The sequence below is a fragment of the Flavobacterium sp. GSP6 genome (genome assembly GCF_003984855.1).
GTDB lineage: Bacteria > Bacteroidota > Bacteroidia > Flavobacteriales > Flavobacteriaceae > Flavobacterium.
In genome coordinates, this window is sequence record NZ_RYDO01000011.1 from 100,826 (window position 1) to 122,343 (window position 21,518).

Here is a 21,518-nt window from a genome sequence, read left to right on the forward strand (position 1 = left end):
GTAAATTTTAGAACTGATGTGCCGGTTTCAACAAATCATTCACCGTTTTGACCGGATTAAAAGTAATCAAAGGCACCTCAACAAACACAGTCAGCCATTTAGCCATTGCGCCGTTCCATAAACCAGGCAATTCATACCCTTTGATGTTTTTGCCCGCTACATTTTTTTCCACAATAAAACCACTACTATAATCCACAAACTGAGTGAGATCAAATTTCTCTTTTTTATAATTTTTTAGGCTACAGACTAAATCAACCGGATTAAAATGGGTAGCAGCATCCAGAATTGTCTTTTGATTGTCGTTTGCCAAATCGACTTGGAAACCTTCTACGATTTGCAATGAAATTCCTCCTTGAAGATCCCGGACCCAAAACGGCCCTCCTCCGGGTTCACCCTCGTTTTTTACCATTCCGCATACGCGAATCGGCCTGTTTAAAATCGCTTTTATTTCCTTGATTTTATTGTCCAGAGTATATGTATGAAAACCGTCCTTCATTGTAGTATTCAATTTTTCCTTCAAAAAAAGAATAATTTCATCTACAAACGCGGACTCAATTGCCACAGTATCCAAGGCGTTTAAATACCTGAAAACCTGCTGCTGTATTGCCAGCAAAATTCCCGCCAACCCTTTTTTGTACAAAGAAATTTTCTCTAAATTGTTTTGAATTACATTGTCAATGTTTTTGATAAATACTATATCAGCCTCTAAATCATTCAAATTGGCAATCAAAGCACCGTGTCCTCCGGGCCTGAAAACTAATTGTCCCTTTTCATCTCGGAACGGCTTGTTTTTCATAGTAACCGCAAGTGTATCAGTTCGCTTGCTTTGATAGGAAAAACTAACCTGTATTGTTACACCCGATTGCTTTTCAATTTTAGATTTAATTGCATCAATGCGGCTTTCAAACTTTTTTTGATGGGATTCTGACACTGTAAAATGCAAATAAGAACAGTTATTAGTGCTCGTATAATGCGTACATTCCTGTAAATGCTCTTCCACAGGAGTTGCAATATGGGTTTTGTATTTATGAAAAGGAAGAGTCCCTTTTGGCTGATTTGCAAAGTCAAAATAATCAGATGATAAAATGAATTTTATAAAATAATAATTTTTCAAACTTGGATCTAAAGTATCAAAAGCGGCATACTCGGCTCTGAGTCGTTTATCGATTGCTTCAAAAAAGGGAAGTTTTTCCATTCCCACGATAAAAACAGCAAGTTTATTTGCTTTTTTTCGGTTGATATAGGAATTAATTGATTCATTTTCAACATCAAATTCATTTATAAATTCCGCCAAAAACTTAAACATTCTGCTGGCTGCTCCGGAAGCAGGCACAAATTTCTGTAATTTCAGATTTGATTTATGGGTATCAAAAAAAAGGGATTTTTCTTGAAAATCTTTTTCAGATAGCTTTAAAATACCATTAGACACTGTTGCCGGACGAACCAAATCTGCTTTGGGGATACCGTTTTTAAAAAAATTCAATTGCTTTTGAATGTCTTTCATTGAGATTCCATACTCCTGAATATACAGAAAATCATCCGAGGAAAACCCGAGTTCCCTTGCTAAAGTTAAGTCATCAACACTTGCAATTGCCTTTTTGAGACGCAAATCCTGGTCTCCGGAAAGGGTTATAAATGGTTTATTATTATCGATTAAAGATTGTTTAAACACGGCAAAAACAGATTCTCTTCCTTCTGCTTTGTCTCGCAAATCATCTTTTTCCCAGGGTACATCAATATCTGTCAGAAAAAACAAATCGTATTCATGTGCGCGAGCTGCTTCATGCAACAAAGGATCACAATAGTTGTAATACACCTCCGAAAAAACTTTGGTCACCATTAGATTCGTATCACAAAAAAGATATTTATTGGCAATCAGCGTTCGTTCATTTTCTAATTTAGCTTGACCGTAAGCAATGGGCAGCATATCATCAACGGTACATATTTGCTGACTTGAATCCCACTTTTCTTGCAGGTAATCACGTGCAAACTCCGGAACCCATTCCGTTTTATAATAGTCTGCAAGCTGTCTGGCCAAGGTAGTTTTGCCAGTGCTTTCAGGACCAAATAAAGCTATTTTAATTATTTTTGTAACTCCGTTTGAGAGCTGTCTGAGATTTTCTTCCATTCTAAATAGCCAAAAATGGCAACTATTGTAAATACTATGTATTGAAAACTGGTAAAGGTATAGCCTTTGGCAAAATACAACGGAATGGAAATTACATCTCCAATAATCCAAAACACCCAATTCTCGACTTTCCTTTTGGCCATGAGCCACATTCCCACAAAGAAAATCCCTGTAATAAATGTATCTACATAGGCATACCAAGTGGTAAATTTACCAAAATAGTGATATACTGAAACCACAAAAGCGACCGTAAATATAAAAAGAATTATCGCAATTCGTTTTTCAGAACTTGAAATTTTTGAAATTGGGAATTCTTCCGTATCGCCTTTTTTTCGGGTCCAATGGTACCAGCCATAAATACTCATTACAAAATAATAGCCATTAATCATCATGTCACCCCACAAGGTCCATTTCCAGAGCAAATACACAAATATGGACGTACTCACTAATCCGGTTGGAAAAACCAGAATATTGTCTTTTTTGGCGTACCAAACACTCCATAGTCCAAAAATGACAGCTATAATTTCCAAGATAATATCTAATGTTGAATACTCGCTGTACTGCGAAAAAAAATAGTCTATCATTAATTAAGGTTAAAAAAATTAATATCCTTTTCAAAAGCGGTTCCTATAATTACTAGATCGGCTCCGGCAGCATACGCGTTTTGAATTCCCTGCAAATCTACAATACCACCACCAACAAGTAACGGAATTTCAATATTTTGCGTAACTAATGCAATCATTTCTAACGGAACAGCTTGTTTAGCGCCACTTCCCGCTTCGAGATAAATCAGTTTATTACCTAACATTTCTCCCGCTAGTGCCGTAGCCAATGCTAAATCCAGATTATTTCTATCTAAAGGCTTTGTTTTACTAATGCGTTCTACTGCGGTTTCAGTGCCGCTTTCAATCAAAATATAACCGGTAGAAATGATCTCGAGTTGGGTTTGTTTTAAAATGGGTGCCACTTTTACTTGGTGTTCGATTAAAAAATCAGGATTGCGACCAGAAATTAAAGACAAAAATAAAATTGCATCGGCTTTATCTGAAATCTGAGATGGGTTTCCAGGAAATAAAACGATAGGCAATGTGCTGCTTTTTTTTATTTCTATAATTAATTCGTCTAAAATGTTGTTTTCAACCTGGCTTCCGCCAATGAAAATATGTGTTGCGGGTGATTGATTGATTTTTGAAATTAAACTAGGTAAATTTTCCAAAACTATTTTATCAGGATCCAGAAGAATCGCCAGGAGCTTTTGACATTCGACTTTAGATTGGATGATTTCGTTATAAATGTTTGTCATTTTTGGTACGCAGATAACGCGGATTTTGTGGATTTAAACGGATTTCTGATACTTTATATTGTTGCTTATTAATTGTCTTTTCATTGCTTAACCAGTACGGGCAAAGCAATGACAAACTGCGCGATGAAATACTGTGTACTATTTTTCGAAAGCATAGACTAACGTAAAATCTTGTATTTCTTCAAAATGAATATTGAAATCCTTCAATACATTATTAAAATGAAGTTTAGCTTTATTTTGTTTAGTATTTAATTCAAATGAATGAACGTTTATATGGTCTTTGAAACTGATTCCTTTTTCGTTTCTAATTTTGAAAATAGCCTCTTTGGCACCCCAAATAACCGTTAATTTTCGGATATATTCTTCACTGTCCATATCCAAGAATTGAAACTCGCTATCACAAAATTTATGTGCTATTTTGATGATTTTATTTCGTTGCAATTCAATGTCGATTCCCACGGTTTCAGTACTGATTATAATGGCCGAAAACTCATGAGAATGTGTGATGGAAATGTGCTTTCCATCGTGTAAATGGGGCTTTCCGAAGGTGTCATAATACAAATCAAAATCAGTATATCCGGCTTGTTGCAATGCCTTACGAACGCTCAGGAAGGCGCGTTGGTGCATTTCGGATTTCATTCCGTCCAGTCGATTTTGATTGTTTACATTAAGAACAATCTGCTGGTTTAATTCGGAGAAAGGTTCCGTTATTTTCCAAATTAAAATTTGGGTGGCGGCATTAGGACGTATGATTTTATAAAGTGGCATCGTGTTGTGATCTTGATTTTTAGCCCCGGTAGCAGTGATATCCTTTTTTCACGCTTTTTTGCGTGTAAAAAGATATAGCGAATAACGGGAAATAGCTCCAGAAACTGAAACAAGTTCAGCTTAAAGAAATTATTTAGTTAATGTTCAAAAGATTAGCGAATTAAACAATTCATAAATCTTCTGGAAAACCGTAAAATTCTAAAGTTATTGCGTAAATTTGCAAAAAATTTTCACCCGAGCCTGAAAGGCGAACGGACGAAGTAATTACAAATATACTATAAATGAGTACTACAACTATGCCTTTTGTGGCTTTCAAAGTAAAAGACATTTCCCTGGCGGCTTGGGGAAGAAAAGAAATTGAATTAGCAGAAGCTGAAATGCCAGGTTTAATGGCGCTTCGTGCGGAATACAAAAACGAACAACCACTTGCTGGTGCTCGTATTGCGGGATGCTTGCACATGACAATCCAGACTGCAGTTTTGATTGAAACGTTGATCGCTCTTGGTGCTGAGGTGACTTGGAGTTCTTGTAACATTTTCTCTACACAAGATCAGGCTGCTGCAGCGATTGCTGCTGCTGGAATTCAGGTATATGCTTGGAAAGGGTTGAACGAACCTGATTTTGACTGGTGTATTGAGCAAACATTATTTTTTGGTGAAGACAGAAAACCATTGAACATGATTCTTGATGACGGTGGGGATTTGACCAATATGGTTATAGACCGTTACCCAGAATTAGTTGCAGGAATCAAAGGATTATCTGAAGAAACTACCACTGGAGTACACAGATTATACGAAAGAGTAAAAGCAGGAACATTGCCAATGCCGGCAATCAACGTGAATGACTCGGTTACTAAATCGAAATTTGACAACAAATACGGTTGTAAAGAATCAGCAGTTGATGCAGTTCGTCGTGCAACTGACTTGATGCTTGCTGCAAAAAGAGTAATCGTTTGTGGATACGGTGACGTAGGTAAAGGGACAGCAGCTTCTTTTAGAGGTGCTGGTTCTATTGTTACGGTTACTGAAATTGACCCAATTTGTGCGCTTCAAGCAGCGATGGACGGTTTTGAAGTAAAAAAATTAGATACAGTTATTGCAACTGCTGATATTATCATTACCACTACTGGAAATAAAGATATTGTTTTGGGTTCTCATTTTGAGAAAATGAAAGACAAAACTATCGTTTGTAATATTGGACATTTTGACAACGAAATTGATATGGCTTGGTTGAACACTAACCACGGTGCATCAAAAATCGAAATCAAACCTCAAGTTGATAAATACACTATTGCTGGAAATGATATTATTGTATTGGCTGAAGGCCGTTTGGTAAACCTTGGTTGTGCTACAGGTCACCCAAGTTTTGTAATGAGTAACTCCTTTACTAACCAAACACTGGCTCAAATCGAATTATGGAAAAACAGTGCGGCATACAACAATGATGTGTACATGTTACCAAAACATCTTGATGAGAAAGTAGCCATGTTACACTTAGCTAAATTGGGTGTTGAATTAGAGACGTTACGTACTGATCAAGCGGATTACATTGGCGTTCCAGTTGAAGGCCCGTTCAAACCAGAATATTACAGATACTAGTCGAGTCATTGCGAGGAAACGAAGCAATTCTCACTATTATAATACAAACCCTTGCAGTCCCGAAGTTTCAGGAGCAAGGGTTTTTTGTTTTTGGCCGTGACCCTTCGCAAAAACTACGGGTCGGATACTTATACGTGCCCTGCTAATGAAACCCCAACGACCAATGGAAATTGGTACGCCAAAAAGAACGGCACGTCAATAAGCCAGATGAAGCATTATAAATCTAGTGCTTGTCTGAGTTGTGAACTTTTAAAAAATGCACCAAAAATGCCAAAGGCAGACTCATTGAACGCTTCCAATATGCCGATTTTATTTATCAAAATAAAGTCAGAATCCAAAATAATTATAAAATATACCGCAGACGACAAGCCATCGTCAAACATCCGGCAGCCTGTCCCGCTCTTTGCAAGAGAGTAATAAAGCGGCAATGGGATTTTTATTATATCATGGCAACGAAAACCATAAAACGCGCCGCAGCTGATGTTGGATTGATTTTTACAGCCTACAACCTGCGCCGAATCTTCAACCTGATTGATCACAATCTACTAAAACAGTATCTAAGAATACTGGCGTTGTATTTTGTGATGTTAAGAGCAATTTTAACCCTTTATACGGACTGTTTTATTTTAATAATCATCAGCGACTTTTGCCAGAACGAATTTTAATTGTAGTTTAAATAACATATATTTACTCAATGATTAACAAAATACAGTTCCCTTGGAGGTTTTTAGACGAACTGACGTTAGCGGGAATCGCACCCACTATAACCGTAAAATCAAACAAAAGAAAACATGAAAAAAACATTGCTTTTAATCGCTCTTTTAACGGTTTTTAATAATACTTATTCACAAGAAGACAAAGTCGATCTTGCAATAAAAGAACTTATTCAAAAAAATAAAATTGTCGGTTTACAATTATCGGTTATTAAAGAAAATGTTATTGTAAAAACAAGTCATTATGGATTCGCCAATATTCAAGATTCAATTGCTGTAAATAGTCAAACCGTTTTTAGCATTAATTCTATTACCAAAGCATTCACAGGAGTTGCAATCATGCAATTAGTAGAAAACGGAAAATTAAATCTAGAAGAACCTATTTCAAATTATTTAGATAAATTACCCCAAACTTGGCAAAAAATTACCGTAGAACAGCTTGCAACCCATAAATCGGGACTTCCTGATGTTTGGGATTCACAAGGCAATATGCTTTCCGAGGATGGTAATATTTTGTTCGAAAACGTCAAAAAGCTACCCCTTGCTTTTGAACCTGGAAAACATGTGAGAGAAGGCTTGGCAAATTACATGCTTCTAGGAATGCTTATAGAAAAAATTAGTGGACAGTCGTTTGAAAAATTTATTATGGAAAACCAATTCAAAAAAGCAGGAATGAAAAACGCCATGAAGGCAGGAATTGGGGATTTTTATAACATTATTAATAACTCATCAAGACCATATACTTATTTTAGAAATAATGTTCTAACTAATGTTTATCAACCAATGCCTTCAAATTTATTGCCTGCAGGTGGGATATATGCAACAGCAACCGAAATGGCACAATGGGTAATTGCATTACAAACTAATCAATTAATTAATGCTGAAAATCTTAAAATTCTTTTAAAACCTATTGAATTAGAAAACGGAAAACCATATGAAGAGAATGGTTTGCTCGACAGAACTTCAATTGGTTTTTCATTAAGTTCAAGAGCTGAAAATCCAATAATTGCTTCAATGGGTGGTGCAAGAAATGCATTATTTATTTATCCTAATAAAAATGTTTCAATAGTAATTTTGACAAATTTAATGGGTTCTCATCCTCAAGCTTTTATAGAAGAAATTGCTAAATTATACATTAACTAAAAATAACAACTGCCGCTAACAGCTAGGGCTTACAAGTGCTACTCAAAAAATCGTAATGCCGGATTTTGACAAACCGTTAAGGCAAAATATGCAACGCAAAACGCCTGATAAATTCTGATGCATTTTTGACCCAAAAAAACCAACCTGTTTTAGTTTCAAATTGAGAGCTAATCCGATAGAATAATAAAGAAACCTCTCGATTTACAAATAAATCAATTCGGTAGTCCTTATAATAATATAAGTTTATGGTATCTTTGAATAACATAAATTCTAAGAGACATACAGCTGCTAATTAATTTGTATATCACAACAAAAGATAAAACCCTTTAATTATAAAACCATGAATACTTATTCTATTATCGCTCAGCTTGTAATCGCAGTGTCCGTAGGTTACGTATGGATTTTTAGGTTTGATAACATTGTTAACGAATTTAAACAATACGGCATATCGGATTTGACAAGAAATGTTGTTGGAGCCACAAAAATAGCCTTATCAACCTTGTTAATAACAGGAATTTGGTATCCTGAATTAGTATTTATACCGGCACTTATAATGGCCTTTCTAATGATAAGCGCACAATTTTTTCATTTTAAAGCAAAAAACCCATGGTCTAAACACCTTCCTTCTTTATTCCTTTTAGCATTATCTCTTTTTGTTGCATTATGCGCTTCCAAATAATCAAAACATGAATTTATTGCATTTACTTATTTTATTTTCGGCAACCTCCTTTCTTATCTATGGAATGGCGTATTTTGCCTCGTCGAATATGAAAAATGAATTTAAACGCTTTGGACTTGAAAAATTTGGACCATTAATTGCTGTTTTAGAATTGGCAGGGGCTATCGGTTTATTTATTGGGCTTCAAAATCATACTGTTTTAGTTCTTGCTTCCGGAGGCCTAGCTTTGCTTATGCTTCTTGGTACAGGGGTAAGAATAAAGATGAAAGATTCTTTATTGGTTTCTTTACCCGCGTTTTTTTACTTTGTGTTGAATCTCTATATTTTATGCAGAACCTTAGAATAAATCAACACTAAGTTGTTTTTAATATTTACCACCAAACAGTTCACTATTTGTTCTAATTTTAAATTAAAACAAAATACCCATTCCAATAATAATTGAAATGGGTACTAAGTAATAACCATGGTATAATGTCGTATTTTAAAATCAAGATAAAATTACATAACAATCTGATTTAAAGCTGCTTTACTTAAAGTTAATTCTTTTGACTTTACGACTTTTAAACTTTCGACTTATTTATAATAATTGAGAAAATCAATAATGCTTCAGCATAACGCTTTTATCACATTTTGAAATTATTCAATAATAATTTTTTTACTGGTTTTATTATTCTCATCATCAATTAGCTGCATGATATACGTTCCAGACGAAAGAGAAGAAACATCTATTGTATTACTAGAAGACTTTAGTACTGTACTTAAAATCTGTCTTCCTAACAAATCAAATACTGCAACATCTAAGTGCTGTGTTTTTTCAAATTGAACCGTAATGCTGTTTTTTGCAGGATTTGGATAGACCTGAATTAGGGAAGTATCAAAATTTTTAGCGCTAAGGCTTAAGCTTTCTACTCCACAATACGCTATTGCCCATGATGTCAGTATACCATCATCCCCTAATCCTGTATCCGTTATATTAAGTCTCCATTCGCCTTTAGCACTTTCTCCATTAAAAGCAGAAAGCGGTTGCGCCGGCTTTAAAACACCAGAGATTGCTGGACTTGTTAAAGAACAGTTTATTACAGCCAACCCTTGATCATCAAAAGTAGCATTCAAATCTGGATTAGAATCACACTTACTAGCTATGAGTGAAACATTGGTCCCTGATGGACTTGTCAGTACCGCAACTATATCTCCTATATAACTATGGGTAATTTTCATCGAAACATTAATATCTGAAATTGGGATATCAGTTGCTATATTTATTGTGCTTGTTGTCGTTAAGGTTGATACTATTACAGAAGGATTAGTGTTAGTCCTACTAAAACACTTGTTTGAACCAGTTGTAAAGCTACTTGGCCTACTAAAAACACCGTTTGCACATTCGTTTTTAGGCCTAACTCTCCAATAATATAACGTATTTTCGCTTAACCCTTTATTTTGATTATATCCATTTTTTGAGACAGTTGCGGTTTCTACTATAGATTGAAAATTTGAATCAGAAGCAACTTCCACATCAAAAAATTCAGCACTGTTATTCCCATCTTTAGACCAGATATAGGATGGATAAGTTGATTGTTTCACACTTGTATTAGCTGGACTACTCAGCACAGGCTCCGAAAAAACACCTCCCTTTAGCGTTAATACAACAACTTGAGTTTTGGTTTCTGACGGAGAAGTACCCGCGAAAGTGATAGAATAATCCTTAGGGTTTGAATTAGAAAATCCGCTAACGGTCATTAGTATTGTTTCTTTTGAGGTACTTGCTGTTGTTGGTGTAAAGCTAGCTGTGGAACCAGATGGTAAACCTGTCGCAGCAAATCTCACTACCCCCGTAAAACCCGCAGAAGGAATATAATCAAAACTAAAAGTTGATTTATTATCATTAGCACATTGGATTTTTGAGACTTCAAGCGCTGTCAAAAAGAATGTTGGAGTTGTAACTTGCTTAATTATTATAGTTGCGTCATTTACATCTAAGAAAACATTGTCAGCCGCTTTTATCATTAAACGCCCTGATTCCGTTAAAGAAGAGGGTACAATGATGCTTTTAGAACCACTATTTAAAGCCTTATCCGCTAATATAATAGTATCGGTAAATCCCCTAAAGCCGAAAATAAAACATTTACAAACAAACAGTTTACCGGAAGTAAATTGGTATTCGCAACATCCCAAGTTATCAGTTGAGTTTCACCTTGTATCCAAGTCGTGTTTGAGTTTTGACTTGAAACTTTAAAGGGTCCTGCCGTTTGGATTGTATTTAACGTCATCAAATCAGCTGCCGTTTGTCCGCCATAAACAACATTATCCCTAACCGTAAAAGCAAACTCAAAACTCCGTTGAACTTGGGAAATTACCTCCCAAGTAGGCATCAGATTATTACTTAAAATATCAGTTAATTGGGGGAAATACCTATTAGGTTTTGTGGTTCCTCTTCGGGTTCTAAACATAGGACCTTGAATAGCCGTTGGGACAGGCTGAACAGGACTTTGCATCTCTTCATTGTCATTTTGTTCCCACGTATAAGTAAGAAGATCTCCTGAGTCAGGATCAGAACCTGTTCCTGACAACTGAAATGCGGTACCTACAGGAATGCTATAATTAGCTCCCGCATTGGCTTTTGGCGGTAAGTTGCTAACCTTGATTTCATCAAAACAGGCAGAACTCACACCCCCTTGAATGTTAGCACTTATGTCTCGTATGTTTACATAATTAAAATAATCATCCGAATTTTCCTGTACATTTTGCCCCGTACAAATTCCGGCATACCCCATTATTGACGATCCGCTTCCGGGTTCCACTTCGGTATTATTTCCACTTTTCAAACAGGTAGTTGTCCCATTGTGGGTATGATACCCTCCCATTTGATGTCCAATTTCATGTGCTACATAATCAACATCAAAAGAGTCTCCAGTAGGATTTGATCTACCAGTCATACCGCTTCCTTTATTTCCGGAATTACAAACACAACCAATACAACCTGCATTACCGCCGCCAGCTGTATTAAAATTATGCCCTATGTCGTAGTTTGCGTCTCCAATATTAGCATCTATGGTCAATTGAGTTTGCTTATTATATTCTGTACCCCAAGGGTCAGTAGTTCCATCATAATACATTACATCAAAATTCTTAGGTACAAACTGATATGTGATACCTAATTCTTTCTCATAAATACCATTTACTCGTGTCATTGTGACAACCATTTGCGCCATGATATTTGATTTTTTTTCAAAATCGGTAGTAGCATTACCAATAAACAAGGCACCATACTCTCCTGTACACGACATTGCTAATTCATACAACCGAATTTTACTATCATCAGTAGCACCTATCGTTTTATTTATTTGCGTATTTCCAGTTTTTTTAGAAAGTGAATTATCAGTCTCGCAAGTAAAAACATCAGATGAATTATTGACTAGATCATCTCTGTTGTAAGCAATATATACTGACTTATCACTTGTATAGGGATCTATAAAATAAGTTGATTTTCCAGCTTCAAAAACCTGAGCATGAAATCCGGCTTGCGATAAACTAAACCGAATATATTTACCAGGATGTACTAATGAACTTCCGGCATAACTTTTAATATTTGGTAATTTTGCAGCCAAATCCGGATGCAAAATTTGGGCGTCTAAAACTTGATAATTTTCAATGGAACCGTCTTCATTAGGCACATTAATTATGTTTTGAGAAGTCCCAAAAAATACACCTCTTTTAGGAGCATTCTGTAGTTTATTTTTAACAGAGGCTATACCAACGGTATAAAGTTTGAATTTTGTAGGCATTTTTTCTTTATCAAAACTAATATTATTAATTTTGAGCCGACTGTTTTCGGATAAAGCGGTCCAATCACTTTTATTCTGCCCCCATGATATGCTTAAGGAAAAACAAAACAGTAGGGGTAAAAGAAAATTATTTTTAGTATTCATTATCTTTAAATTTAGGTAAAAAATAAATCCCCCATTGCATTTCTACGATGGGGGATTTTGAATCAATTATTTATTGCATCAGAAACTTAAATGTATCTGATTTATTACCATTTATAACAAGAAAATACATTCCGCTGGATAATTTACTAACAGGTATTTTAGCTTCATTACTACTTTCTAATTGCAAAGCGCTTATTAAACCTCCATTTAGGGTATAAATGTCAACTCGATCAATTGGAGTTCTTGCACTGGAAATTGTAATTACTTTATCAGCCGATAAAACAGTTGGGTATATTTTAAATTCTTCCCCATTAATTTTTTGCGTAGATAAAGTCGCTTGTGTTACCAAAGCAAAAGTTCCAGATCCGGTATGATTTCCTTTATAAGTACGATATTGCTCCGCAGAATATGCAGCACCTAACCCTCCGTTTATTTGAAAATTCTTAGGGTAATTTTTAGCATCATTGATAGAGTTGCTATTTACTTTTATAACTCTTAACCCGCTAGGGTCTGAAAACTCACTTGTTTCAGCATCTGTAAAGAATAGTGTTAAGTCATAGGAAGCTGTTGGTGCATTCAATCCATCTGCTTCTACTTTGATAACTTTCCCTGAATGAGATCCTGCTATATTAGTAAAGTTAGATTTACTACCTGATTCACTAATAGTTAGCGTAACACAACCCAGATCCTTAGTCGCATTTTCTATCATCCCAATGACATCTCCATCCTGATCGCTCAAAAAGTATACTTGATTTCCAATTTTCACGGTTTCACTATCAAATTGCATCAAATCAGATTCTACTGAAGCCGGTGTTCCGCTTACTACAACGTTGTCTAAAGTAAAACTAAAAGCAGTACCTAGCAAAGCATCATTATACCATCTCCAAGCTAAATGAAATTGTGTGTTATTTAATGCCGGTGTCGCTTTATTATACTTACCTGAAGACATAACAGCTCCTGATGCTGTACCTGCAAAAAAGGCTAAAGAATTATAATTAGCGCCATCTAAAGAGTATACAAATTCACCATAATCAAACAACGCAGTATTATCTACTTGGTCCGTTTCTCCTCCTGCTTCCCAGTCAAAAGCTACAGTAACATCGCTCATCCCTTTTGTATCAATCAATTTGCTTATGAGAAGTAGATTTCCGTTTTGGGTTGAATCATAAGTGGCGCCTTGAGATGCAGTGCCATTTGAAACGTATGCTTTTCCTAAAGTATTTGGCCCATTAAAAAGCCAAACATTGGGATCCAATCCTATTACACTTTTAGTTTCCCAACCAGATGGAATATTTGAAGTAGTAAAAGTTTCTTTAAAAATCTCTACCGTACCTATACCAATAGCTGGTACATAATCATTATCAACAATTGTGATGTTTTGAATTCTAGATTGCGCTACAGGAGTATTTACATTAAACTTGATTATAATATTTTCTACACCTTCAACTATACCATCATTAAAAATGTTGAGTAAAATTGTTTTAGTCCCATCTTTATCAAAAGACAAACTAGTTGCTGATGTAGTAAAGTCTTTATTAATAGTTGCTGTAGAACCTGAGAAGTCTAAATTAATGGTTTGAGGAGAAGTGATGTTTACCCCAGTAACCTTAACCTCTATTGTATTAAAAACAGCACACCCTTGTGTTGCTGTCTGCTCGTTGACTACAGAAACATTAGCCGATTCAAAGAAAAGTTGGTTTGGATCAGGCGCAATAAATTCATTCCCTACATTAACCGCATACCAGGCATTCGTTACTTGTTTCACTTCATTAGAAAACGTTCCATATTCTTGTCCTGCAACAAGTATACTTGCATCTCTCATCTCTTGAAAAGTAGCGTTTGGAGTAAGTAGCACTTCGGCCTTAAAAGTAATCTGTTCAGCAATAAGAAAACCTAAACCTTTGACACTGTAGACCTTCAAAGCATCATTTATTTGATCATCTGCAGCCGCTTTAGCTTTCCCACGAGTAAAACTCTTTCCAGAACCTTCTACTAATAAATAATACCATTTATTTAGAACTCCACTATTACTATGGACTCCGCATTGGTCATTCGCTAAGCTAGGTTGTACACATTGTGGGTCAGACCAAAATTTACCTCCATAACTGTCGGGATCTGTATTTGCTTTTGGATCATCCATCCAACGCAAAGCAGTAGATCCAGCTGCGCCCGGAGCTAACCCACCATCACGTTCATCAATTTGTTCTCCAATTCCCCACGGGTCATAAGGCAACGAACTATCAATTGTAGTCAATACATAGTTTTCTACAGATGCTGCCCAGATATCCGAAAACCCTTCATTCATAGCACCGGATTCTCTGGCGTAAACTAAATCAGATGTATTAGAGCAGACACCATGTCCTATTTCATGCCCACAAACATCCATGGATGTTAAAGGTCCAAAAGAACCATTAGGCTTTGTACCGCCTTGATAACTTCCATCTCCGTAGGTCATTGCAGTACCATTCCAGAAAGCATTGTCATACGCATCACCATAATGTACATAATTAATAACTTTGGTACCACGATTATCATAACTACTTCGATTATGAATAGCTCCCCAATATTTAATTACTATTTCAGCTCCCCAATGCGCATCTAAAGCAATATCATCATTTTTTGTTTCATTGTCAACAGGGTATTTTAGAGTAGTGAAACGACTTCTCCAGTGTTCATCTGCGGTCCAGTTGTTGTCTCCAATTTCAACTTTTAATTGTCCTGATGGAGCATCACCATCATAAATAGAATACGATGGAATATTAGGCACACCAATAGGCGCTCCACCTACTCCATTATAAGAACGCGTTTCGTTTTCTATAACAACCGGCAATCCATTCACAAGGACCGGAATAGTCCCGAATAATGAATAGCGATTATTGACTGCATCTAATGTAGTCTGAAATTTTCTGTTTCCAGCATATCTTGTAGCTCCGTTCCCTTCAACTGAGGCTAAAATTGCTGCTGAATTAGTGGTGTTTATTTTATTCTTTTCGATGTTTTTATTAATTTCATCTGCATGTTTAATAATTGCATCCGTTAATAAAATCTGGCCATTGGCAGCATCAACAAAAACATTGTTTCTTGATAATGGTTTTGATGCGTATATATTGAATTTGTATGCAAGCGTTAAGTCAACCTCTTTTGTCTTATAATTATCAACATATACTAATTCGCCTTTAGGCAAATATTCATTATATGATTTTTGTAATTGTTGTATCTCTTTCTGATTCACCGTAACTTTTAAACTTTTTGAAATATCTTCCCAAACATAATTCTCAGCACCAACATGTTGCTTTGCCTTTTCTAATGCTTGGTCTTGGGACAATGACTTTGTCTTAGAAACATTAGCACCCATAACATAATGCTCTAGTGTAATTGCAGTTACTTTATCTTTTTTAAGAACAATATTATATCGCGCATGCTCCACTTTCACCCCATTATAGAAGGCAGAAAAAGTAACGATATTAAAATTCCCCTTGGTGGTATTGGTGTGAATTTCTTTAAATTCAAATGAATTTTTATCTAATTGCAGTACTTCCACTAAAAAAGCAGGAACACCAGCTAAATTTAAATTATAGTCCGGTTTAATTTTTAGTAAAGAAGGACTCTGGCGACTTTTATTAAATTTAAATTCCTGGATATTTGTATTTGATTGCAAATATTTTTCATTATTTTGAGTTTTACTTTTTTGAGCGAAAATTAAAAAGGTAAAAAACAAAAAACTAGATGTGAGTAATAGTTTATTCATAGTTGTGCTGTAAAATTTGGTGTACTAATTGAGTTTGTCCTTATTGTTTAATGCTGTGTAATTTGATACTTTATTTCATTAGCGCTAATATTTATTAATTAATAGTATTTGTAGTCTTTAAAATCATTAATTCAAACGAACAATCAATAAACCACTTAGACAAGATCATTTTTAATGTCTAATCTGATTAAACAGAATCATATTAACTATATCACGGTATGCTGTTTTGACTCGTAAAACCAACATTCTCGTAACTATTATTCCAAAAAAAATATTTGATTAAAATTGATTAAAATAAATTTTAATCAAAATTTTGACTTTAAAAAACATAATTATTATATTTTAATCCAAAAAAGAATTAATTAATTAATTTTTTATCAAAAAAAAAGGTTAAAAAAAATAAACTTAATTTCTAATCAATATTAAAACAATAAATTATTTAAAAATTAATTTCAATTTATTAATTAAAAAAAAATCCTATAGATTTAAACTATTAGAGAGTAATGAATCTAATCTTTATGTTGCCATATAAAATCAGATACCGTTTAAAACTAGAAATAACCTTCTGAATTAGTGAAATTATATCAAAAAAAGAGATGCGTTTATAAAGAATATAATGGAGAGGGAAAATTTGAAAGAAAAAAAACACTACAGTGTCTTTGAGTGTCCAAAAAAATTACAGACAAGCAGTAATCACCTATACAAGTGAAAATTTATATTTTAATTAGAAGATGATTTTCTAAAAACAGTTCTGATTTGTAAAACCTATAAAAGAATCACAACAGTTTCTAATTACAAAATATCCCTTCCAAAACAGTATACGGCATTTTATTTGAACCGAAATTTAATTCATTAAACTCCCCTAGACCAGCAATAAAAAACTACGAATATAATCAATACTTATACCCTGATAAAATCAAATATAATTTACAAATCAGGCAAACCATCAATTTTGACTTTGCCTTCTTTTCCTTTGAAGATTCCGGAGGCGCTTGGCTAAGGTCAAAAAAAAAACCCATTTCTTTCGAAACGGGTTTTTTAATAATTGAGAAAATCAATTATGCTTCAACTTCAAATGGAAGTATAGATACATAAGATTTGTTATCTCTTTTCTTTTGGAAAAAAACAACTCCATCTACTCTTGCGTGTAGGGTGTGATCTTTACTGATGTAAACATTTGCACCTGGATTATGTTTTGAACCTCTTTGTCTTACGATGATGTTCCCAGCAATAGCAGCTTGACCACCAAAAATCTTAACACCTAAACGTTTTGATTCTGATTCTCTACCATTCTTAGAACTACCGACACCTTTCTTGTGAGCCATGACGTATTAGTTTTATTTTGTTATTATTCTTGAGTATCTTCTTTTTTAGCTTTAGCTACCTTTTTCTTAGGAGCTTCAACTTCTTCTGTAGTTGCTTCAACTGCTGCTTTTTTAGGAGCCGCTTTTTTAGCACCTGCTGCAGTAATACCTTCGATTACAATTTGAGTAAGATACTGACGGTGTCCGTTTCTCTTTTTGTATCCTTTTCTTCTTTTCTTTTTGAAAATGATAACTTTATCTCCTTTTAAGTGTTGTAACACTTTGGCTTCTACTGAAGCACCTTCTATAGCTGGGGCGCCTATTGTGATTGTACCGTTATCATCTAACAAATAAACTTTGTCGAAAGAAACTTGAGTTCCTTCTTCATTTGCTAAACGGTGAACGTAAACCTTTAGGTCTTTGCTAACTTTAAACTGTTGCCCTGCTATCTCTACGATTGCATACATAACAAATTGTTTTATAAATTTTTAAGGTTGCAAATATACAATTAAATAATTACCTCGCAATTTGTTGAAGAAAAAAAAATACCCAATACATCATAATTACTTATTAAATAGACTTTTGAAATAATTTTACAAAATAAAACGCTTAACTAGTGTTAAATTTCTCACAGCGAAACACTTTTTATGTAACAAAAATTAAAAACCACTACTAATTATGCATATTAACAAAATTATTAACCTTATGAAAAATTCATTAATGGCTTTAGGTGCTTTGTTTATGCTAGGAGGAGTAGCTTCTGCTCAGAAAGTAGCTTTTGAAGAATACAAATTAGACAATGGACTGCATGTGATTTTGCACAACGATCCTTCTGCCCCTACTGTTATTACCTCAGTAATGTACCATGTAGGCGCTAAAGATGAAAATCCGGAAAGAACTGGTTTTGCTCACTTTTTTGAACATTTATTGTTTGAAGGAACCGAAAACATCAAACGCGGTGAGTGGTTTAAGATTGTAACTGGAAACGGTGGTGTAAATAATGCCAACACAACGGATGACCGAACCTATTATTACGAGGTTTTCCCATCTAACAACTTAGAATTAGGTTTATGGATGGAAGCAGAAAGAATGCTGCACCCAGTGATCAATCAAATTGGTGTTGATACTCAAAACGAAGTGGTGAAAGAAGAAAAGAGATTGCGCGTTGACAATCAGCCTTACGGAAATTTTTTGGCGGAAGTAAAAAAGAATATTTTCACAAAACACCCATACCGTTGGGCAACTATAGGTTCTATGAGCCATTTAGACGCTGCAACATTAGAAGAATTCCAAGCTTTCAACAAGAAATTTTACATTCCGAACAATGCTGTTTTAATTGTCGCTGGTGATTTCAAAAAAGAGCAAGCAAAAGAATGGATTCAAAAATATTTTGGACCGATCAAAAAAGGAGCTCCCATACAAAGAGAAACATTTGTTGAAGAACCGATTACTCAAACTATAAAAGCAGAATTTCAAGATGCTAATATCCAAATCCCTGCAATTGTAGCAGCCTACAGAACGCCATCTATGAAAACCAGAGACGCAAGAGTACTGGATATGATTTCATCCATCTTAAGCGATGGAAAAAGTTCTAGACTATACAAAAAAATAGTTGATGACAAAAAGATGGCCTTGCAAATTGGCGCTTTTAGTAACAGCCAAGAAGACTACGGCAGCTATATCATTTACGGTTTGCCTCAAGCGCCTAACACAACCGAAAATATTCTTGCCGAAATTGACTCTGAAATTGTAAAATTACAAACAGAATTAATTTCAGAAAAAGACTTACAAAAACTACAAAACAAATTCGAAAACAAATATGTCAACAGCAACTCTACCATTGACGGTATTGCAGACAATCTGGCTTCCTATCATTTGTTATACGGTGATGTAAACTTAATCAATACCGAAATTGAAATCTATCATTCTATCACTCGGGAAGAAATCAGAGATATTGCTAAGAAATATTTAAATCCAAACCAAAGATTAGTTTTGGATTATGTTCCATCTAAAGACAAAGCTCAAAACTAAGATACATCATTATGAAAAAATCAATATTAATTTTATCAAGCTTGTTCTTAACCGTAATTATGCAAGGACAAATCATCCCTCAGCCAAAACCTGGTGTAGCACCATCAATAAAAATCGGAAAACCGTTAACTTTTGAATTAAAAAATGGATTAAAAGTTATGGTTGTCGAAAACCATAAACTTCCTAGAGTAGCATTCAGTCTTACCTTAGACAATGATCCGTATGCTGAAGGCGACAAAAAAGGGGTTGCCGACATGACCAGTACATTAATCGGAAGCGGCACCACTAAAATTTCGAAAACAGCTTTCAATGAAGAAGTAGATTTCTTAGGCGCTAACATCAATTTTAGTTCTAATGGCGCTTCAGCAAGTTCCTTATCTAAATATTCGGGGAGAGTTTTAGAGCTAATGGCTGATGGTGCATTAAACCCAAACTTCACCCAAGAGGAATTTGACAAAGAAAAAGCAAAACTTATTGAAGGCTTGAAAGCCAATGAAAAAAGCGTTTCAGCAGTAGCAGCAAGAGTTGTAGATGTTTTGACTTATGGGAAAAACCATCCTGCAGGCGAATATGTTAGCGAAGCTACCTTGAAAAACGTAACTCTTGCAGATGTAAAAGCAAACTACACAACATATTTTGTGCCAAGCAACGCTTACCTAATTATTGTGGGTGATGTAAAATTCAGCGAGACAAAAAAAATGGTAGAGAAATTCTTTGGCTCATGGAAAAAAGCAGCTGCTCCATCGATCTCTTATAGCGATCCAATAGATGTTTCCGCTACACAAATCAACTTTATTGACATGCCAAATGCAGTTCAATCAGAAGTTGCGGTTGTAAATATGTCAAATCTTAAAATGACTGATCCAGATTACTTCGCAGTTTTGGTGGCCAATCAAATCCTTGGTGGCGACTTTAACAGTTACATCAACATGAACTTAAGAGAAGCGCACGGATGGACTTATGGTGCAAGAACAAGCATTTACGGAGACAAACGCATTTCTACTTTCAGTGCTTCTACGCAAGTTCGTAATGCCGTAACGGACAGTACTGTTGTTGAAATTTTTAAAGAATTCAAAAAAATCAGAACTGAGAAAGTGACGGATGAAATGTTAGCCAGCGTAAAAGCAGGATACATTGGACGTTTTGTAATGCAAATTGAAAAGCCACAAACCGTGGCAGGATATGCTTTGAGAATTCAAACACAAAGCTTACCAGCTGACTTCTACGAAAACTACATCAAAAATATCAGCGCTGTAACAGCAGATGACATTTTAAGAGTATCAAATAAATATTTTTTAACGGACAACAGCCGAATTGTAATTGTTGGAAAAGCAGCTGATGTAGCTACTAATCTGGAAAAATTGAAAATACCAGTTTCCTACTTTGATAAATACGGAAATGCAACAGCTAAACCAGAATTAAAAAAACCAGTTCCAGCAGGAGTCACTGCCAAAAGTGTCATTGAGAATTACATCAAAGCTATCGGCGGAGAAAAAGCAGCATTGGCTGTAAAAACAATTGTAATGAACGGGACAACAACTATTCCGCAAGCGCCTTCTCCATTAAGCTTCACCTCAAAAATTGATGCCAAAGGAAAATTGATGGTTGAATTAACGATGGGCACAATGAGCCTAATGAAACAAGTGGTAAATGAAAAAGGAGCTTACGTAATGCAACAAGGGCAACGCCAAAATATTGAAGGCAGTACACTTGCTGATATGAAAGCAGCTGCCACACCATTTGAAGAATTGTCTCTTGCTAAAAACCAAGGTTTAACGCTGGAAACTATTGAATCCATTAATGGGAAAGATGCGTACGCCGTCAAAAACGGAAAAACAACCTTGTTTTACGATGTAACTTCCGGTTTAAAATTAGCCGAATCTAAAATTGTTGAACAAGGCGGGCAAAGCATCACTCAAACTACAAATTATGGAGATTACAAAGAAGTGAAAGGAGTTAAAGTTCCTTTTAACATCATCCAGAATGTAGGTTTTGAATTAGACATAAAAATGTCTGATGTAAAAATCAATGAAGGTGTTTCAGATGCTGATTTTTTATAATCAAATCTTGAATAAATAAATAAATAAAGGCTGTCTATTTTGAACTGCCCCCAAATAATTAGACATTATCTGGGGGTATTTTTATGGAAAGAAAAGTCAGTTACAATTATGAATTTA

General features: G+C 35.0%; 16 protein-coding genes. 6 read left to right on the forward strand and 10 right to left on the reverse strand.

The window, feature by feature from the left end; all coding sequences use genetic code 11:
* Positions 1–7: 7 nt before the first annotated feature.
* The 4 genes from EKM03_RS11855 to EKM03_RS11870 all read right to left on the reverse strand — a co-directional run bounded on the left by EKM03_RS11855 (position 8) and on the right by EKM03_RS11870 (position 4,199).
* Positions 8–2,128 carry a DUF4301 family protein gene (locus EKM03_RS11855; RefSeq protein ID WP_126740470.1) on the reverse strand — a complete coding sequence of 707 codons (2,121 nt, stop codon included), beginning with the start codon at positions 2,126–2,128 and terminating at the stop codon, positions 8–10.
* A complete protein-coding gene (gene pnuC, locus EKM03_RS11860; RefSeq protein ID WP_126561472.1) occupies positions 2,083–2,712 on the reverse strand; it encodes a nicotinamide riboside transporter PnuC in 630 nt (209 codons plus the stop codon). The genes EKM03_RS11855 and pnuC overlap by 46 nt, the downstream gene beginning before the upstream one ends.
* Complete coding sequence (locus EKM03_RS11865; RefSeq protein ID WP_126553936.1) at positions 2,712–3,431, reverse strand: geranylgeranylglyceryl/heptaprenylglyceryl phosphate synthase; 720 nt, start codon at positions 3,429–3,431, stop codon at positions 2,712–2,714. The genes pnuC and EKM03_RS11865 overlap by 1 nt, the downstream gene beginning before the upstream one ends.
* Before the next feature lie 138 nt (positions 3,432–3,569).
* Positions 3,570–4,199 carry a 4'-phosphopantetheinyl transferase superfamily protein gene (locus EKM03_RS11870; protein WP_126516305.1) on the reverse strand — a complete coding sequence of 210 codons (630 nt, stop codon included), beginning with the start codon at positions 4,197–4,199 and terminating at the stop codon, positions 3,570–3,572.
* A 281-nt stretch (positions 4,200–4,480) separates the two neighbouring features.
* Between EKM03_RS11870 and ahcY the strand changes: the two genes are divergently transcribed.
* On the forward strand, positions 4,481–5,797 hold the full coding sequence (gene ahcY, locus EKM03_RS11875; protein WP_126457562.1) for an adenosylhomocysteinase: 1,317 nt from the start codon (positions 4,481–4,483) through the stop codon (positions 5,795–5,797).
* Between the two features lie 215 nt (positions 5,798–6,012).
* Here the strand turns inward: ahcY and EKM03_RS11880 are convergent, their stop codons facing one another.
* The gene (locus EKM03_RS11880) at positions 6,013–6,336 is read right to left on the reverse strand and encodes a hypothetical protein (protein WP_126740471.1); all 324 of its coding nucleotides are present in this window, start codon (positions 6,334–6,336) and stop codon (positions 6,013–6,015) included.
* A 252-nt stretch (positions 6,337–6,588) separates the two neighbouring features.
* Here EKM03_RS11880 and EKM03_RS11885 point away from each other — a divergent pair, with 252 nt between their 5' ends.
* From EKM03_RS11885 to EKM03_RS11895, 3 genes are all read left to right on the forward strand, one after another.
* Positions 6,589–7,653 (forward strand): serine hydrolase, encoded by a 1,065-nt coding sequence (locus tag EKM03_RS11885; RefSeq protein ID WP_126553938.1) that lies wholly within the window; start codon positions 6,589–6,591, stop codon positions 7,651–7,653.
* 340 nt (positions 7,654–7,993) lie between these two features.
* Positions 7,994–8,332: a DoxX family protein gene (locus tag EKM03_RS11890; RefSeq protein WP_126553940.1), complete on the forward strand. Its 339-nt coding sequence runs from the start codon at positions 7,994–7,996 to the stop codon at positions 8,330–8,332.
* A gap of 7 nt (positions 8,333–8,339) precedes the next feature.
* Positions 8,340–8,678 (forward strand): DoxX family protein, encoded by a 339-nt coding sequence (locus tag EKM03_RS11895; protein ID WP_126561469.1) that lies wholly within the window; start codon positions 8,340–8,342, stop codon positions 8,676–8,678.
* Between the two features lie 290 nt (positions 8,679–8,968).
* On the opposite strand, the gene EKM03_RS11900 is transcribed toward EKM03_RS11895, so the two are convergent.
* From EKM03_RS11900 to rplU, 5 genes are all read right to left on the reverse strand, one after another.
* Positions 8,969–10,504, reverse strand: coding sequence for a T9SS type A sorting domain-containing protein (locus tag EKM03_RS11900; RefSeq protein WP_126740472.1), 1,536 nt, complete (start codon positions 10,502–10,504; stop codon positions 8,969–8,971).
* A complete protein-coding gene (locus EKM03_RS11905) occupies positions 10,408–12,258 on the reverse strand; it encodes a reprolysin-like metallopeptidase (RefSeq protein ID WP_126740473.1) in 1,851 nt (616 codons plus the stop codon). The genes EKM03_RS11900 and EKM03_RS11905 overlap by 97 nt, the downstream gene beginning before the upstream one ends.
* A 70-nt stretch (positions 12,259–12,328) precedes the next feature.
* On the reverse strand, positions 12,329–15,916 hold the full coding sequence (locus EKM03_RS11910) for a M4 family metallopeptidase (RefSeq protein WP_158615209.1): 3,588 nt from the start codon (positions 15,914–15,916) through the stop codon (positions 12,329–12,331).
* A 1,148-nt stretch (positions 15,917–17,064) separates the two neighbouring features.
* A complete protein-coding gene (gene rpmA, locus EKM03_RS11915; protein ID WP_086453627.1) occupies positions 17,065–17,331 on the reverse strand; it encodes a 50S ribosomal protein L27 in 267 nt (88 codons plus the stop codon).
* A 23-nt stretch (positions 17,332–17,354) separates the two neighbouring features.
* A complete protein-coding gene (gene rplU, locus EKM03_RS11920) occupies positions 17,355–17,777 on the reverse strand; it encodes a 50S ribosomal protein L21 (protein ID WP_126455145.1) in 423 nt (140 codons plus the stop codon).
* A 238-nt stretch (positions 17,778–18,015) separates the two neighbouring features.
* On the opposite strand from rplU, the gene EKM03_RS11925 reads away from it, so the two are divergent.
* Together EKM03_RS11925 and EKM03_RS11930 are read left to right on the forward strand one after the other, a co-directional pair.
* A complete protein-coding gene (locus EKM03_RS11925; RefSeq protein WP_126740474.1) occupies positions 18,016–19,341 on the forward strand; it encodes a pitrilysin family protein in 1,326 nt (441 codons plus the stop codon).
* Positions 19,342–19,352: 11 nt separating this feature from the next.
* On the forward strand, positions 19,353–21,401 hold the full coding sequence (locus EKM03_RS11930; RefSeq protein ID WP_233584088.1) for an insulinase family protein: 2,049 nt from the start codon (positions 19,353–19,355) through the stop codon (positions 21,399–21,401).
* The last annotated feature ends 117 nt before the right edge of the window (positions 21,402–21,518 follow it).

What these genes read in the sequence shown, in the direction of transcription:
- EKM03_RS11855 (WP_126740470.1), bottom strand. Translation starts at nt 2,128, where the DNA reads ATGGAAGAAAATCTCAGACAGCTCTCAAACGGAGTTACAAAAATAATT.
- pnuC (WP_126561472.1), bottom strand. Translation starts at nt 2,712, where the DNA reads ATGATAGACTATTTTTTTTCGCAGTACAGCGAGTATTCAACATTAGAT.
- EKM03_RS11865 (WP_126553936.1), bottom strand. Translation starts at nt 3,431, where the DNA reads ATGACAAACATTTATAACGAAATCATCCAATCTAAAGTCGAATGTCAA.
- EKM03_RS11870 (WP_126516305.1), bottom strand. Translation starts at nt 4,199, where the DNA reads ATGCCACTTTATAAAATCATACGTCCTAATGCCGCCACCCAAATTTTA.
- ahcY (WP_126457562.1), top strand. Translation starts at nt 4,481, where the DNA reads ATGAGTACTACAACTATGCCTTTTGTGGCTTTCAAAGTAAAAGACATT.
- EKM03_RS11885 (WP_126553938.1), top strand. Translation starts at nt 6,589, where the DNA reads ATGAAAAAAACATTGCTTTTAATCGCTCTTTTAACGGTTTTTAATAAT.
- EKM03_RS11890 (WP_126553940.1), top strand. Translation starts at nt 7,994, where the DNA reads ATGAATACTTATTCTATTATCGCTCAGCTTGTAATCGCAGTGTCCGTA.
- EKM03_RS11895 (WP_126561469.1), top strand. Translation starts at nt 8,340, where the DNA reads ATGAATTTATTGCATTTACTTATTTTATTTTCGGCAACCTCCTTTCTT.
- EKM03_RS11905 (WP_126740473.1), bottom strand. Translation starts at nt 12,258, where the DNA reads ATGAATACTAAAAATAATTTTCTTTTACCCCTACTGTTTTGTTTTTCC.
- rpmA (WP_086453627.1), bottom strand. Translation starts at nt 17,331, where the DNA reads ATGGCTCACAAGAAAGGTGTCGGTAGTTCTAAGAATGGTAGAGAATCA.
- rplU (WP_126455145.1), bottom strand. Translation starts at nt 17,777, where the DNA reads ATGTATGCAATCGTAGAGATAGCAGGGCAACAGTTTAAAGTTAGCAAA.
- EKM03_RS11925 (WP_126740474.1), top strand. Translation starts at nt 18,016, where the DNA reads ATGAAAAATTCATTAATGGCTTTAGGTGCTTTGTTTATGCTAGGAGGA.
- EKM03_RS11930 (WP_233584088.1), top strand. Translation starts at nt 19,353, where the DNA reads ATGAAAAAATCAATATTAATTTTATCAAGCTTGTTCTTAACCGTAATT.